Raw genomic sequence first — 15070 nt, 5'->3', positions numbered from 1 at the left:
GAAAGCTAGAACGTCAGTGCGCCGGTGATGATCGCGGTCACGGTGATCACCAGAGTGGTGCCCCATGCCCAGAGGAATGTGAAGCGCTGGTGTTTGCCCAGTTCCACCTTCGCCATGCCGATCAGGATGAATGTGGAGGCGGTCAGCGGGCTGAGCGGGAAGCCGGTGGTCATCTGCCCGGCGATGGCACCGCGGGCGATCATCGCCGGGTCGACGCCCATGACCTCGGCGGTGTGTGCGAATACCGGGAGCACGCCGAAGTAGAACGCGTCGGGGGTGAACACCAGGCTCAGCGGCATCGACACGACCGAGACAAGGACGGGCAGGATTCCGCCGAAGCTCTCGGGGATGACATCTGCCAGGCTCTGGGCCATGTTCTCGATCATCCCGGTGTTACCGAGGATGCCGGTGAACACGCCGGCAGCGAAGACCATGGAGGTCACCAGCACCACGTTGGCTCCGTGCTCACGGAACAGCTGTTGCTGGTCCTTCCACTTCGGGATATTCACGCAGGCAGCGATGGTGAAGGCGACGATGAAACAGACCTCCATCGGGACCGCATGGGTGAACAGCACGACCACCAGCGTCAGGGTGAGGATCAGGTTGACCGCCATACGCCACCGCGGGACACCGTGGTCGCGCCGGGCATGGTCAGCATGGTCAGTGTGATCCTGCTCCGCGGGAACATCAACGGTCCCGTCCTGTGCGGGGATCTCGTCGCCACCAGAGCCCACAGCCACTGGCACCGGAGCGTCCAGCGAGATCGTTCCGAGACGCTTGCGCTCCATGCGTCCGATGAGGTAGCTGGCGAAAAGGACCCACACCCCGCCGGCGATCATGGGGATGATCATCGGGGTGAATACTTCTGCCGCGGTCATGTCCAGCGCTGCCATGGCACGCAGCGTGGGACCGCCCCAGGGCAGGATGTTCATCAGGCCGGCGCCGAGGGCAACGATGGCGGTGAGTGCCAGCGGTCGCATACCGATGCGCCGGTAGATCGGCAGGAAGGCCGACAGGGTGATCAGGAAGGTCGCCGCGCCGTCGCCGTCGAGGTGGACACACATCGTCACGACTGCGGTGCCGATGGCGATCTTGACGGGATCGCCTTTGGCCCAGCTGACCATCCGGCGGATCAGCGGGTCGAACAGGCCTGCCTCCATCATGACGGCGAAGAACAGGATGGCGAAGGTCATCATCACCGCGATGGGGGCGACCTGCAGCAGGCCGTCGCCGATGAAGTCTCCGAGGTCGCGGCCTCGTCCGGCGAGGACCGCGAAGATGATCGGCACGAGCACCAGGCCCACCAGGACCGAGGTCCGGGTGAACAGGGTCAGCGCCAGGAAGATCCCCACCGTGAGGAATCCGAACAGAGCAAGCACGTGGCTCTCCTATCGACGTAACTGCGACCCGGTGATCTTGCGGCAGCCGGTGCCAGGCTGTGACCTGGATCGCGTGGACGACCTCAGTATGAACAATGCCATTTAGTTGCGTCAAACAACAATATTGCATAGATTCTTGCAGTATGCGGATAACTGACATCACGGTGGGCCAGATGCGGGTCATCGCCTGCGTCGCTGACCAGGGCGGATTCACCCCCGCCGCCGAACGATTGAGCCAGTCCCAGTCCTCCTTGAGCAGGATCGTCTCGCAGGTGGAGAAAGCCACCGGAACCCGACTGTTCGAGCGAACCACACGCAGCTTCGCCCTCACCGACGCCGGCACCGAGTTCCTCCGCGCCGCACTGGTGATCCTGCAGACCTATGACCGTGAGATGAACAACGTCGCCAGTTACCTCAGCGGTCCCAACGGCCATCTCCGGCTGGCGACTCTGCCGTCACTGGCGGCGACACTCCTGCCCCCGTTCATCGACCGTTTCCGACGCTCTTTCCCCAACGTCAGCATCAACCTCCAGGACCTCATGGCGGCCAACATCATCGAGGAATGCCGCTACGGCTCCGTGGACCTCGCCATCACCGCCGAGGACCCGGAACTCATCGGAAGCCTGCCGGACCACTTCGACTTCTCCCCCATCGCCGAGGAGCGCTTCGCCTGCATCCTGCCCGCCACCCATGCGCTGGCACAGAAACCCGGCATCGACTGGGACGATTTGGCGGGCCGCTCCTTCGTCTCCTTCACCGAGGCCAGCTCCGTGCGACGCATCACCGACCGCGAATTGGCGGCACGGGGGATCCACCCGTCCCAGACAGTGACCGCCGGGACGATCTCCGCGGTCACAGGCCTGTGCGCGGCGAACCTCGGGATCTCTGCGGTCCCCGGCTTCGTCATCCCGATGACCCGCGTGCCAGGCGTCGCGCTCCGTCCGTTCCGGGGAGAGCCAGTCACCCGCAGAATCGGTGTGCTGGTGGACACCACCCGTTCGCTCTCCCCGGCCGCCGAAGAGTTCCTGGCTCTCATCACGAGCACACCGCCGGACGAGGTGTCGCTGCCGGACTTCACCACGTGGACGGGGTTCAGCTTCAATGCCCCCGCCTAGCGCTGCAACTCCAGCTGCAGGGTCGTCAACAATCTGTCGCCGGCATCCTGCAGGTCCAGGCCGGAAAGCTGTTCGGCCCGTTCAATCCGGTACCGCAGGGTGTTCGGGTGGACGGTCAGCGCCCTCGCCGCATCACGGACGTTCATGCCAGCATGCAGATACGCCACCAGGCTTTCGATAAGCGATGTCCCGTGCGTCTCGTCGTATTCCCTGACCACTGTAAGCCGGGGATCCTCGAGTTCCGGACGCATAGACAGCAGTAGGAAGATCTCCCCCAGCAGCACCGTCGTCCGGGACTTCGTCAGCGACGTCACCCGCTGCCGGTGAACCGCCGGTGAGTCCAGCACCCGGTCGACCTCACAGCGTGCTGCCGCCACCGCGTCGAGGCCGTCCACGGGCGTGGCTACCGCGGCGCGTACCCGACGGGTGCTCACTGTCTCATCGCCGTCGAACCGTCGCAACAATTGCTCCACCCAACCGATGAGCCGGCTGCCGCCGGTGTCGCCGTCCTCGGGCACCAGTACATAGGCACGGTGTCCGACGAGACTCACCCGGCCGCCGGCGGCGTACGCCTGCACGTGGAGCTGAAGTCGCCGTCCGAGGAACTCCATGGCCCCACGCGACACTCCTCTCGTCGCTTCGTCATCCGCGGCACTTGCGACACCAGCCGTGTCTTCAGCCTTTGCAGAGCCTGCAGCCTCACCGGTAGCGAAGCCGATCACCGTGTAGCTGCCCGTCGGCGGGAACTGCAACAGCGAACCTGCCGTCCTGCCGTCGACCCCGCCGTCCTCGCCGAAGAGGCGCCGGGTCATCACCTCCTCCGCCGACGAAGCCGACAACCGCGCCTGCACCATCAGCGCGGCGGCGCTCACCGCGCCACCACGTAGCAGTGTTTCAGCGTCGTCCGCGAACTCCCGCTCTCCTTGCTGCACCCACACCGATCCCAGCGGATCCCCGTCAGGACCGTGGATCCCGGTGATAAGGCGTCGATTCATCCCGATCGACGGTTCGGCCGGCAGCTCCACCACGGTGGTGGTACCCGCCAATGTGGTGAGCACACCCCGGCGCGAGAACATCTCCATAACCTCCCGCGAGGCGGCCCGTCCGAGGATCGCCCGTGTGCGCATTTCATCGGCGGTGCTCTCCGACGGTGAATAGGCGAGCACCCGGTTCGTGCGGTCCTCGATGGTGACCATCCCCCGCACGCCGTCGGCGATAAGATTCGCCAGTTCAGACAGGGTGTTTACCGATGCCCGCGCGCTGGAGTCCCGGACCGACCCTTCCTCCGGACGGTCCTCGTCCAGTAGTCGACGAAGGCGTGAGAGCACGACGTCCCAGCGTGCCCGGGGGTCGACCGCGATGACCACCACACAAAGTCGTGCTGCGGCGTCGCACAACCGACGTCCGACGATGTTCTCTTTGACCAACACCCCGACCGGCCTGTCCAGCAGGGATTCCAGCCACTGCGCCGCCAGCTCTTCGGTGACACCGACCATGGCGACGAGGTCCACCTCCGGTAGCACCGGTTGACGGAGCTCGACCTGCGCACTGACGTCCTCCGGGTCGACCATGGCGACCGAGTTCACCCGGCTCGACAATCCTGCCGCCGCAGCTCCTGGCGTCCCCGATTCCGCCGTGCAGTCAGGTGTCCCCGTCGCTGCCGTCACGAGGGGATCCAGCGCCGCAACCACGCGCCCCAACGGCATACCGTTCCGGCTCCCCTGCACGGTGCTGCTCCTCACTCCATGGCAGACCACCATGACTTGTCTAACCTTCCAAAGATTCCGCCTCAACCATAGATGATTCAACGAAGTCTGTGTCACACCCGCACTGCTTGAATGAGTGACACCACACACCTCCCCGGAAGGATGCCACCGTCATGAGACAGACCGGTGACCGACAACTCTCACGGTTCCAGATACTCGCCCTGGGCCTGCTGCTGTTCGCGATGTTCCTCGGAGCGGGCAACATCATCTTCGCCCCCATGGTCGGCCAGGCGGCGGGCAACGCGATGTGGGAGCCGATGAGCGGCTTCCTCATCACCGGCGTCGGCCTGGTCCTGCTGGCCATCATCGCCTTGACCAGCGTGCGCGGGGACGTCTTCCGGCTCGCCAGCCGAATCAGCCCCGCCTTCGCCGCGGTCTTCTGCTTCCTGCTCTTTCTCACCCTCGGCCCGCTGTACGTCATTCCCCGCACCACCTCGGTGGTGCACGAGATCACGGTGAAACCGAACCTCCCCGCCGACATCGCGACAAGTGCGTGGATCCTGCCGGTGTTCTCCGTGGTGTTCACCGCGGTGTCGGTCTACCTGTCACTGAGCCCCGGAAAACTCGTCGACAGGATCGGCAAGTTCCTCACCCCGGTGTTCTCGGCCCTGCTGGTCATCATCATCGTGCGCTCACTGGTCTCACCGATGGGCGACCTGCATGATCCAGTTTCCCCATACGACGACGGTGGCTTCCTCCTCGGCCTCACCGAGGGCTACCTGACCATGGACGTGCTCGCCGCACTGGTGTTCGCCGGAGTCTTCATCCAGCAGATCGCCACCCTCGGCGTGACGTCCCGCCGAGGCACCACCTCCGTCTTCCTCAAGGCCGGCGTCATCACCGCCGTCGGACTGGCGCTGCTGCACATCTCCACCGCCTGGCTCGGCGGCTCCGGGGTCGACGCCATCGGACGTCCGGACAACGGTGGCACCGTCCTCGCGGAGTCCGCCCGCACCCTGCTGGGTACGCCCGGACTCGCGATGATCGGCACGGTCGTCCTGCTGACCGGTCTGACCACCAACGTCGCCTGCATCACCTCCGTGGCGGACTACTTCTCCCGACAGTTCACCTGGCTGTCCTACCACCAGTGGGTGCTCGTCCACGCCGGACTGGGCCTGGTGATCGCAAACTTCGGTCTGCAGACCGTCCTCGACACCGCCCTGCCGATCCTCTTCCTGCTCTACCCGCTGGGAATGACACTGATCGTCCTGGCTCTGCTGGACCGCTTCTTCGGCGGACGCCGCCCCGTCTACGTCGGCGCCGTCATCGGTGCGGGCATCGTCGCCGTGCTCGACGCAGTGAAGACCGCCGGCATCCTCACCGACCAGATCAACGACACGTTCTCCTTCCTCCCCCTGTTCTCCGACGACGCCGGCTGGATCCTGCCCGCGGTCATCGGCGGAATCATCGGCCTCCTGTGGGCCCGGGCGACGAACTCACCTCCCCTGCCCGTCGACCGCGACGCCGACCCTGACACAGACCCTGCCCCAGACCCGAGCGAAAGAGAGGTTGCCACCTCATGACCTCCCGTACCGCGATCGTCCTCGGCGCCGGATCCATCGGCCTCTCCAGCGCCTACTACCTCAGGAAAACCGGGTTCGACGTCACTGTCATCGACCCCGAACCCCTCGCCGCCCGCGCATCCGGGCACAATGCCGGGTGGCTGATTCCCAGCATGTCGACGCCTGTGCCGGCGCCCGGAATCCTCCCTCAGGCGCTGAAATGGATGACCAGGAAGGACAGTCCGCTCTACATCAGCCCGTCGGCGGACCCCCACTTCCTCGCCTTCCTGCTGCGCACGCTCCAGCACTGCACCGAATCCCGGTTCTCCCGTGGTGCACAGATACTGGCCCGTCTCAGCGCCGGCTCCCTGCCGTTGTTCGATGACCTCACCGCCGACGGCGTGGAGTTCGAACGGCACAGCGACCCGCTGACCATGCTTTTCACCGATCCTCACAAAGTCGAGGGCAGGGTGCACGAGCTCGAGACCTTGGACGGCAAACTGCCCGGATTCAGTTGGCGTCACATGAGCCGCGACGACCTCAGCACCTACGCCCCGTCCCTCTCCGACAAGGTCGTCGCCGGTATCCAGTCCGAGGGTGACCAGTCGGTGGATCCTGCCTCCTTCGTCCGCGGGCTCGCGGCCGCCTGCGAACGCGACGGGGTCGAGCTCCGACTCGGCGAGACTGCGTCACTGGTCACCAGTCCCGCCAGCGCCGGGCGCGGGAGCGACGGGGTCGAAGTCACCGTCCAGGTCGGCGGCCGGCGGCTGCGGGCAGACAAGGTCGTCGTCGCGGCCGGAGCGTGGACCAACGAGCTGCTCTCCGGGATCGGCGAGCGTATCGCGCTCCAGGCGGGGAAAGGCTACGGCTACGACCTGCCCCTCGTCGACGACGGTCCGACCGCGCCGGTCTACCTCGCCGAGGCGAAGGTGGCGATCACCCCCCTCGACGACCGTGTCCGACTGGCCGGGACAATGGGTTTCTCCGGTATCGACGAGACGATCGACGCGGTACGTGCCGGTGGGATCCTGTCGGGATCCCGTGAGTACTTCGCCGACTGGATTCACCGCGCCCAGGACGCTGCCTTCGACCACAACGGCCGGGCCCTCAACCCGTGGACGGGTCTGCGTCCGACCACCCCGGACGGTGTACCGATGATCGGACCGCTCGCCAACCACCCGGAGGTCCTTGTCGCCACCGGCCATGTGATGCTGGGAATAAGTCTCGGCCCCACCACCGGCCGGCTCATCGCCGAACTAGCCTCGGGGGAGACCTCCGCCGAGTCTCTCGCCGACCTGTCCCCCGACCGATTCTGAGTAACACGTACGAGGACCACCATGCACATCCCCTTCATCTCCGCCGACACCGTCCGTGAACGGGTACCGATGACCGCCGCCGTCGACGCGATCGAGCAGACGCTGCGCGACGGCTTCGACACCTCGTCCGCACACCCGCGCAGCAGTGTCCCCCTCGACCACGGCAGCTTCCTGCTCATGCCCGCCGAGATCGCCGGCACCGCCGGAGTGAAGGTCGCCTCGGTCGCCCCCGACAACCCGGCGGTCGGCCTGCCGAAGATCCAGGGCCTCTACCTGCTGTTCGACGGCACCACCCTCGAGCCGACGGCGGTGATGGAAGGCAGCTCACTGACCGAGATCCGCACCCCGGCGCTCTCCGCCGTGGGCATCCGGCACCTGGCCGCGGACAAGGCTCTGAACGTCGTCCTCTTCGGAACCGGACCGCAGGCCTACCACCACGTCCATGCCGCAGCGGCCGTGCGCCAGATCAGTACAGTCACCGTCGTCGGACGTCGTGAGGAGAAGGTCACCGACCTCGTCGCCCGCCTGACCGAGGACGGTGTCACCGCCACCGCCAGTACTGACCGCACCGCCGAACTCCGGGACGCCGATCTGGTGCTGTGCTGCACCAGTGCCCGGGAGCCGCTCTTCGACGGGTCCCTCGTCAACGACGATGCCCTCGTCGTCGCCATGGGATCGCACGAACCGGACGCCCGGGAGACCGACGACACCCTCCTCTCCCGCGCCACCACCTACGTCGAGGACGTCGACACCGCCCTGCGGGAAGCCGGCGACGTCCGTATCGCCGTGGACAACGGCACGATCAGCGCCACTGACCTGCACACGCTGGGACACCTGGTGAATCACGGCCCGGTCGAGGCTGGTGGGCCGGTGTTCCTCAAGACCGTGGGCATGGGGTGGCAGGACCTCGCCGTGGCGCAGGTGGCCTACCACGCGGAGAACTGACCGGTGACAGCCGTCGCACCGCTGTCGTATCGTTGAGGTGCAGGGTGCCCGAAGCCACCGTCACCAGGGCAGGAGTCCGCCATGATCACCCGCGTGCTCGCCCACTGCACCGTCTCCGACCTTGACCGGGCCCACCGGTGGTACAGCGGTGTCTTCGAGCGGGAGCCGGATGCCGCGCCGATGCCCGGGCTGATCGAATGGCACATCGGGGAGAGCGCCGGCCTGCAGGTCTGGTCGGAACCCGGTCGCGCCGGAGCGTCGAGCGTGGTGCTCGGGGACACCGACATCGACGCCGTCGCCGCACGGATGACCTCGCTGGGAATCGAACACGACGGTCCGCAACCAGGTGGCGGCGCACGGATTCTGCAGCTCACCGATCCGGACGGTAACCGGGTCATCTTTTTCGGCGCGTAACCGATGAAGCGCACCGACCGGGCACGGGGCCGTCGAGGTGCCGTCACCGGCGCCGGTGTCGGCTTGGCCCTGGCGCTCCTCCTCAGCGCCTGCACGTCGGGCGTCCCCTCCACCACCGACAGCGGCACCGTCACGGCGGAAAGGAATGACACCGTGTCCCAAGGTTCCTACACGCACCACGCCACCACCCTCGACGGCATCGAACGCACCTGGAACGTCTACACCCCCGACGCCGGGCCGTCCGATGGCCCGATGCCCGTCGTCCTCGTCGTGCACGGCACCGGGGACACCGGCGACGGGATCCGCTCCGGCATCGGTCCCGACCTGGAGCGCGAGGCCGAGGAGCACGGCTTCATCGTGGCCTACATCGACGGCCACGACAACAACTGGAACGAGTGCCGCGTCGCCGGCGACTGGCCGGCCAAGGAGAAGGACCTCGACGATGTGGGGCTGATGCGCCACGTTGTCGACGGTATCCACCATGATCTCGGCCATGACACGGTCGATGTCTCCAGGACCTTCGCAATAGGTTTCTCCAGCGGAGGGCACATGGTGCAGCGGTTGGCCTACGAAGCTCCCGACCTCGTCTCAGGCATCGCCTCGGTGAACGCGAACGTCCCGGTCGATGACAACAACGCCTGCACGGACTCCGGCGAGCCGGTGCCCGTCATCTTCATTCAGAGCCGTGAGGATCCGATGAATCCCTTCGACGGTGGCGAGGTCGTGGTCGGTGCAGGGATCTTCGCCGAGAGCCGCGGCGAGGTCCGTTCCGCCCAGGCCAGCGCGGAGTGGTTCGCCGAGCGCAACGGGGTGTCCGCTGAGGTTTCCGACCGGGTGCGCGACGGCGACGCGGAGATCACCACCTGGGACGGTGAGTTTCCCGTACGCCTGATCTCCGTCGACCACAGCGGGCACTCCTTTCCCACGACGACCGGACGCTGGGGTAACGACAACGGCGCCCGCTACGACGGCCCCGGGGCGATCCGGGAGTTCTTCACCGGGACATACCCCTAGCTGTACTTCCCGGCAGCCCCGAGGAGATCAGCCCGTCCCCGCCGGGCAGGTCATCTGAGTCACCCCTCAGGTCACGGAAGGGCCGTTTTTCTGACCTGAGGGGTGACTCGGATGGCATGGGGGCTGACAACCGGCGACCACCCTACGCCAAGCCCCAGTTCCAATCCTTCGTCGCAGTGCGCAGGTGGGCGTAGGAGCGCACCGTCCTGCCGTTGAAGGGCGCCGAGGCCGGAGACGTTCCCGCCACCGTCCACTCCGGCGGCTGAGGGTCCCCCGACAGTGCCCAGGCCGCCTGGCGGGCAGCGCCGAGGGCAACGTATTCGGCCGGGTCCGGAACCAGCACGTCAACACCGAAAATGGACGGTGCCACGGCGCGCACTGCCGCGGACCGGGCTCCCCCACCGATCAGCAGGACGCGGGTGGCTTCCACCCCGGTTGCGCCGACCAGGGCCTCCACCGCGTCCTTCATCGAGCACAGCAGTCCCTCCACGGTGGCACGGGCGAAATCCTCCCGGGTGGTCGCGGTCGTGATGCCCTGCAGGATCCCGGACGCGTCGGGACGGTTCGGGGTGCGTTCCCCATCGAGGTACGGCTGCAGCACCAACCCACCGGCTCCCGGCGTGGACGCCAGGGCCAGTCGCTCGAACTCCTCCCAATCCACGCCCAGCAGGCGGCGCCCCATGTCCAGTACCCGAGCAGCATTCAGTGTGGCCACCAAGGGAAGGTAGCGTCCTGAAGCATCGGCGAATCCGGTGACCATGCCTGCCGAATCGTGCACGCTGTCAGGCACGACCGCCGAAGCCACCCCCGAGGTGCCGATCGACACACACACGTCGCCGGGCTGCAGGGCCAGTCCGAGTGCGGCGCCCTGGTTGTCGCCGGTGCCCGGCGCGATCACCGTGCGACGCTCGGCGGCAGCCGCGTTCGCTGAGGCTGCCACCACCCCCACCTTCTCGTTCGGGGCGGCCAGACGCGGCAGCTCCACCGCGTGGCCCAACGCACGTTCGGCGAGTTCAGGAAGCCAGCACCGCTCCCGGGTGCTGTAGTACCCGGTGCCCGATGCCTCCCCGTGGTCGGTGGTCTTTTCTCCGTAGCCGGAGAGGTGCCAGGTGAGGTAGTCGTGCGGGAGAAGCACGCTGGCGGTGCGCGTGGCGTTGTGCGGTTCGTGGTCGCGCATCCAGCGCAGTTTCGTCGCGGTGATAGAGGCGACGTACCGGCTGCCGGTGAGGTTCACACAGGCGCGCTCCCCACCCATCTCACCGATGAGGTCCTCGGCGGCGCGCGCCGAGCGGGTGTCATTCCACAGCAGGGCGTCACGGACGACGTCACCCTCAGCGTCGAGCGCCACCATGCCGTGCTGCTGTCCTGCGATAGAGACTGCGTCGGCCCGGTCGAGCAGTCCCTCGGTTGCCTGTGCCATGGCGGTCACCCACGCGCGCGGGTCGACTTCGGTTCCGTCGGGATGACTTGCACGTCCCTCGTCGACGACCTCACCTGTCTGCGCGTCCACGAGCAGAGCTTTGCAGGACTGCGTGGAGCTGTCGATCCCCAGTACCAGAGCCATCTCAGTTCTCTCCTTCGGTCGTGGCGAGCACGTGGAGGGTCGCACCGGTCCCCTCCAGCAGGGCCTGGTCGGCGTCGCTGACATCGTTGTCGATGATCACGTGGTCGAACTCCTCTACGTCAGCGACCTTGAACACCCCGGGTGCGCCGAACTTCGTCGAATCCACGACGAGAACCTTGACCGGCGCAATGTCCAGCAGCGCACGTTTGGTCTCGGCGGCCTCGGTGTCGGGGTGGAACAGTGCTATGCCAGAAGAACCGCCGGCAGCTCCCGGTGCCGGACGCAGCGAGGTCGTCGACACGAAAGTGATGTCCGCCGACAACCGGCGCAGCTGTTCGGAGGTCATCGCCCCGAGGAAGGAGTCGGTCTCAGGGATGTACTGGCCGCCGCACCCGATAAGCCGGATGCTCGCGGCGCCGGTACGTTGACGGTGCAGGCTCATCGCCGCCAGTGAGTGGGTGATCAGTGCCGACGGATTGCGCTGTGGCAGCACGGTGACAAGCGGTTCGAGCGTGGTGGAGTCGTCGATGGCGACGACCGCCCCGTCCTCGATGAGTTCTGCGGCGAGGGCGCACAGTCCGCTCTTGATGTCCCGGTGCAGTTGCCGCCGCTGGCCGACTCCGAGTTCACTCATCGACGGAGTGACCGAACGCGCCCCGCCACGGACGCGTTCCAGCAAGTGGTCGGCGGCGAGGCTGTCGAGGTCGCGGTGCACGGTCATCTGGCTGACGTCGAAATGGCGGGCGAGTTCCTCGACCCGGGCCGTGCCGTGGCGGGTGACATACGCCACGATGTTCTCGCGGCGTTTGTCGGGGCGCTTCTCCGGTCCCGTCGCAGGTATTGGCTCTGACATAGAGGCCACGATAGCACGGAGGCGTTGTGAGGTAACCCCCGTTTTAAACATTTTTCTGTTGTAAGTGGTGACTTTCTAACATCATGGCGGTAGGTTGACCGCAGTGGCTCACGACATGTGACCCGCATCCCATGCCTCCCCACACCAGGAGCACGAATGACTACCCTCACCACCCAGCCCCGGGCCACCGGGCTCCTCGACCGACTCGGCGTCCCCCGTGCCCTGATCTGGGGCTTCATCGGACTCACCATCTTCATGATCGGCGACGGCGTGGAGACCAACATCCTCGAACCCTTCCTGCGCGACGACCACGGATTCTCCACCTCCCGGGTCGGCACCCTGGTCACCGTCTACGGTATCGCCGTCGCGATCGCCGCCTTCTTTGCCGCGGCACTGTCTGACCTGTGGGGGCCGCGGCGGGTGATGATGCTCGGCGTCGGGGTGTGGGTCACACTGGAACTGGCTTTCCTGTGTCTGGCCCTGACCACCTCGAACCCCTGGTTGATCTTCATTACCTATGGACTCCGCGGCTTCGGCTACCCGTTGTTCGCGTACGGCTTCCTCGTGTGGATCACCGCTGTGGCCCCTGCCGAGGACCGGGCCACCGGCGTGGGATGGTTCTACGTCGGCTTCTCCGCCGGACTGCCCACCCTCGGTGCCTTGACCGCCACTTTGTCACTGTCCCTGCTAAACCTGGACTTTTACCAGACGCTCTGGCTCTCGCTCTCCCTGGTCATCATCGGTGCCGCCATCGCCCTGGTCGGCATCCGTGAACCTGTCGGGCGTCGTCCGCTAGTCGACAACCCCGAGGAAGTCAGCGCCACACTCTCCCGCGGGTTCAAGCTGCTGGCCACCGACAAACGGGCGCGACGGGTGACCTACATCCGCACCATCAACTCCGTGCCGACCTACGCCATGGCCGTCTACTTCCCCGCCTACTTCACCGACGAACTCGGCTGGAAACTCGGTTGGTTCCTCATCCTCACCACGGTGATCTACGCGGTCAACCTGCCGTTCAACCCGCTCTACGGACGCATCGGGGACCGCCTCGGCTGGGCCACCACCATGTTCTGGGCGGGGGCGGTCGCCTGCGCCGTCACGCTTGCTGCGGTGTACTTCACGCCGTTGATCGGGCGCTCCCTGGGGGTCTCCGACCCGGTGGTCTACGGGGTCACGCTGTTCTTCGGTGCCCTGTTCGGAGTCTCCCTGGCCGGCTACGTCCCCCTCTCTGCCATCGCCGTGGCCATCGACCCCGAGCATCCGGGTGCGGCGATGTCCACCTACAACCTCGGTGTCGGTGCCGCCGTCGCCGTCGGCCCCCTGCTGGTTGCGGTCTTCCTGCCACTGGTCGGGGCCACCGGACTGACCCTGATCATGATCGCGCTGTACCTCGTCGCCGCCTACCTCTCACTGACCCTGCGGGGGAACCAGCCGGGGTTCGACGGTGTGCCTGACAACGTCCCCGAACCCCTTGCCGAGCAGGCCGCCGCCGCGGCCGAAAAGAACTGACCCCGACACCTCTGAAGGAGATCCACCGCCATGCCTCGTCCCTTGACCACCAACCCCCTGACCACCTCCCTACTCCCCGCCCTCGCCGACATCACCGACGGCCGTACCGCCGTCCCGTCCTACGACCGCTCGCAGGTGTCCCCCGGCATCGTGCACATCGGCGTCGGCGGATTCCACCGCGCCCACCAGGCGATGTACCTCGACCGCCTGATGAATCAGGGCCAGGCGCTGGACTGGGGCATCGTCGGCCTCGGCGTGATGCCGTCCGACGTACGCATGCGCGACGCCCTGGCCAGCCAGGACCACCTCTACACCCTCACGACGAAAGCGCCGGACGGCACCGAGGACATCCGCGTCATCGGCAGCATCATCGACTACGTCTTCGCCCCCGACGACCCCGCCGCCGCGGTGACGATGCTCGCAGACCCCCGGATCCGCATCGTCAGCCTCACCGTCACCGAAGGCGGCTACAACATCGACCACGTCAGCGGCACTTTCGTCGACGACTCCGAGCACATTGCACACGACCGTGACGCACTGCAGGCCGGCGACTACGACAGTCTCCGCACGTTCTTCGGACTGGTCACCGCTGCACTGGCCGAGCGACGACGTACCGGGGACCGGCCGTTCACGATTATGAGCTGCGACAACATCCAGGGCAACGGGAACGTCGCCCACGACACATTCGTCGCATTTGCCCGCTCCGTCGACGCCGACCTCGGCGCCTGGGTCGACGACGCCGTTGCCTTCCCCAACTCCATGGTCGACCGCATCACCCCCGAGACCACCGATGACGACCGCTCCGACGTCGCCTCCCTGGGCTACAGCGATGCCTGGCCGGTGGTCTCCGAGGACTTCACCCAGTGGGTACTGGAAGACAGTTTCACTGCGGGACGTCCCTGCTACGAGGACGCAGGGGTCCAGCTCGTCGATGACGTCGTCCCCTATGAGCTGATGAAACTGCGGCTGCTCAATGCGTCCCATCAGGGCCTGTGCTATTTCGGCTATCTGGCCGGACATCGGATGGTGCACGACGTCATGGCAGACCCCCGCTTCGGCGAGTTCCTGCTGGCCTACATGACCGACGAGGCGACACCGACGCTGCAACCGCTACCCGGCGTGGACATCGATGCCTACCGTCGGACGCTCATCCGTCGCTTCGGCAACGCCGCGGTCAAGGACACCGTGTCCCGCCTGTGCGCAGAAAGCTCGGACCGAATCCCTAAGTGGCTGCTCCCGGTCGTCCGGGAGAACCTCGCAGCAGGGCGGCCGGTCCGACTGTCAGCCGCCATCGTCGCGTCATGGGCCCGCTACGCCGAGGGCGTCGACGAAGACGGTGAACCGATCACCGTCGTCGACCGTATGGCGGACCGGGTGGCTACCGCTGCCGCACAGAACAGGGAGGACGTCCTGGCGTTCCTTCGGGACCGTGAGATCTTCGGCGACCTGGTGGACTCCGCGGAGTTCACGTCCGGCTACACAACCGCGCTGAATTCCCTGCACGGAGTGGGGGCGAAGGCCACCCTCGACATACTGCTGGGTGCGTGAACGGGGGTAACGCATACCCGGGCGGGCTCTTGTCTGGGCTGTTTCACCTGTAGTAGGTTCGGTACGGCCTGCTACAAGTAAACGTAGCCTACGGTTATCGACGTTTCACCGGAACAACCGCCCGGTTGGGCGCCACCCACGGCGT

The 15070-nt window shown here is 66.4% G+C and carries 12 protein-coding genes; 8 read left to right on the top strand and 4 right to left on the bottom strand.

Going from position 1 to position 15070, the window contains the following annotated elements; genetic code table 11:
* Window positions 1-5 precede the first annotated feature (5 nt).
* Complete coding sequence (locus CGLY_RS07580) at window positions 6-1379, bottom strand: CitMHS family transporter (RefSeq protein WP_038548158.1); 1374 nt, start codon at window positions 1377-1379, stop codon at window positions 6-8.
* A gap of 143 nt (window positions 1380-1522) precedes the next feature.
* Between CGLY_RS07580 and CGLY_RS07575 the strand changes: the two genes are divergently transcribed.
* Window positions 1523-2494, top strand: coding sequence for a LysR family transcriptional regulator (locus tag CGLY_RS07575; RefSeq protein WP_158407380.1), 972 nt, complete (start codon window positions 1523-1525; stop codon window positions 2492-2494).
* Here CGLY_RS07575 and CGLY_RS07570 read toward each other — a convergent pair.
* Complete coding sequence (locus tag CGLY_RS07570; protein WP_158407379.1) at window positions 2491-4221, bottom strand: PucR family transcriptional regulator; 1731 nt, start codon at window positions 4219-4221, stop codon at window positions 2491-2493. The genes CGLY_RS07575 and CGLY_RS07570 overlap by 4 nt on opposite strands.
* A 152-nt stretch (window positions 4222-4373) precedes the next feature.
* On the opposite strand from CGLY_RS07570, the gene brnQ reads away from it, so the two are divergent.
* The 5 genes from brnQ (at window position 4374) to CGLY_RS07545 (ending at window position 9451) form a co-directional block, all read left to right on the top strand.
* Complete coding sequence (gene brnQ, locus CGLY_RS07565) at window positions 4374-5783, top strand: branched-chain amino acid transport system II carrier protein (protein ID WP_081803822.1); 1410 nt, start codon at window positions 4374-4376, stop codon at window positions 5781-5783.
* Window positions 5780-7078: an FAD-dependent oxidoreductase gene (locus tag CGLY_RS07560; protein ID WP_052539859.1), complete on the top strand. Its 1299-nt coding sequence runs from the start codon at window positions 5780-5782 to the stop codon at window positions 7076-7078. Before brnQ ends, CGLY_RS07560 begins: the two co-directional genes overlap by 4 nt.
* Window positions 7079-7099: 21 nt before the next feature.
* Window positions 7100-8023 (top strand): ornithine cyclodeaminase family protein, encoded by a 924-nt coding sequence (locus tag CGLY_RS07555; protein WP_038548152.1) that lies wholly within the window; start codon window positions 7100-7102, stop codon window positions 8021-8023.
* 81 nt (window positions 8024-8104) lie between these two features.
* On the top strand, window positions 8105-8437 hold the full coding sequence (locus CGLY_RS07550; RefSeq protein ID WP_038548149.1) for a VOC family protein: 333 nt from the start codon (window positions 8105-8107) through the stop codon (window positions 8435-8437).
* A 3-nt stretch (window positions 8438-8440) separates the two neighbouring features.
* A complete protein-coding gene (locus CGLY_RS07545; RefSeq protein WP_038548146.1) occupies window positions 8441-9451 on the top strand; it encodes an alpha/beta hydrolase family esterase in 1011 nt (336 codons plus the stop codon).
* A gap of 142 nt (window positions 9452-9593) precedes the next feature.
* On the opposite strand, the gene xylB is transcribed toward CGLY_RS07545, so the two are convergent.
* Both xylB and CGLY_RS07535 read right to left on the bottom strand, forming a co-directional pair.
* A complete protein-coding gene (gene xylB / locus CGLY_RS07540) occupies window positions 9594-11015 on the bottom strand; it encodes a xylulokinase (protein ID WP_038548143.1) in 1422 nt (473 codons plus the stop codon).
* 1 nt (window position 11016) lies between these two features.
* Window positions 11017-11868 (bottom strand): DeoR/GlpR family DNA-binding transcription regulator, encoded by an 852-nt coding sequence (locus tag CGLY_RS07535; protein ID WP_038548140.1) that lies wholly within the window; start codon window positions 11866-11868, stop codon window positions 11017-11019.
* Between the two features lie 156 nt (window positions 11869-12024).
* Here CGLY_RS07535 and CGLY_RS07530 point away from each other — a divergent pair, with 156 nt between their 5' ends.
* Window positions 12025-13377, top strand: a complete 1353-nt coding sequence (locus tag CGLY_RS07530) for an RbtT/DalT/CsbX family MFS transporter (protein ID WP_038548137.1) — start codon at window positions 12025-12027, stop codon at window positions 13375-13377.
* Between the two features lie 30 nt (window positions 13378-13407).
* Window positions 13408-14925 carry a mannitol dehydrogenase family protein gene (locus CGLY_RS07525; RefSeq protein WP_038548134.1) on the top strand — a complete coding sequence of 506 codons (1518 nt, stop codon included), beginning with the start codon at window positions 13408-13410 and terminating at the stop codon, window positions 14923-14925.
* Window positions 14926-15070: the final 145 nt, after the last annotated feature.

The sequence above is a fragment of the Corynebacterium glyciniphilum AJ 3170 genome, assembly GCF_000626675.1.
GTDB lineage: Bacteria > Actinomycetota > Actinomycetes > Mycobacteriales > Mycobacteriaceae > Corynebacterium > Corynebacterium glyciniphilum.
The sequence above is the reverse complement of the archived record's forward strand: the minus strand, read 5'-3'. Positions and strand labels throughout refer to the sequence as shown.

Bases quoted from the DNA above. Each gene is read 5' to 3' on its own strand.
- CGLY_RS07525 (WP_038548134.1), top strand. From the start codon at position 13,408: ATGCCTCGTCCCTTGACCACCAACCCCCTGACCACCTCCCTACTCCCC.
- CGLY_RS07545 (WP_038548146.1), top strand. From the start codon at position 8,441: ATGAAGCGCACCGACCGGGCACGGGGCCGTCGAGGTGCCGTCACCGGC.
- CGLY_RS07535 (WP_038548140.1), bottom strand. From the start codon at position 11,868: ATGTCAGAGCCAATACCTGCGACGGGACCGGAGAAGCGCCCCGACAAA.
- CGLY_RS07575 (WP_158407380.1), top strand. From the start codon at position 1,523: ATGCGGATAACTGACATCACGGTGGGCCAGATGCGGGTCATCGCCTGC.
- CGLY_RS07560 (WP_052539859.1), top strand. From the start codon at position 5,780: ATGACCTCCCGTACCGCGATCGTCCTCGGCGCCGGATCCATCGGCCTC.
- CGLY_RS07550 (WP_038548149.1), top strand. From the start codon at position 8,105: ATGATCACCCGCGTGCTCGCCCACTGCACCGTCTCCGACCTTGACCGG.
- xylB (WP_038548143.1), bottom strand. From the start codon at position 11,015: ATGGCTCTGGTACTGGGGATCGACAGCTCCACGCAGTCCTGCAAAGCT.
- CGLY_RS07555 (WP_038548152.1), top strand. From the start codon at position 7,100: ATGCACATCCCCTTCATCTCCGCCGACACCGTCCGTGAACGGGTACCG.
- CGLY_RS07530 (WP_038548137.1), top strand. From the start codon at position 12,025: ATGACTACCCTCACCACCCAGCCCCGGGCCACCGGGCTCCTCGACCGA.
- brnQ (WP_081803822.1), top strand. From the start codon at position 4,374: ATGAGACAGACCGGTGACCGACAACTCTCACGGTTCCAGATACTCGCC.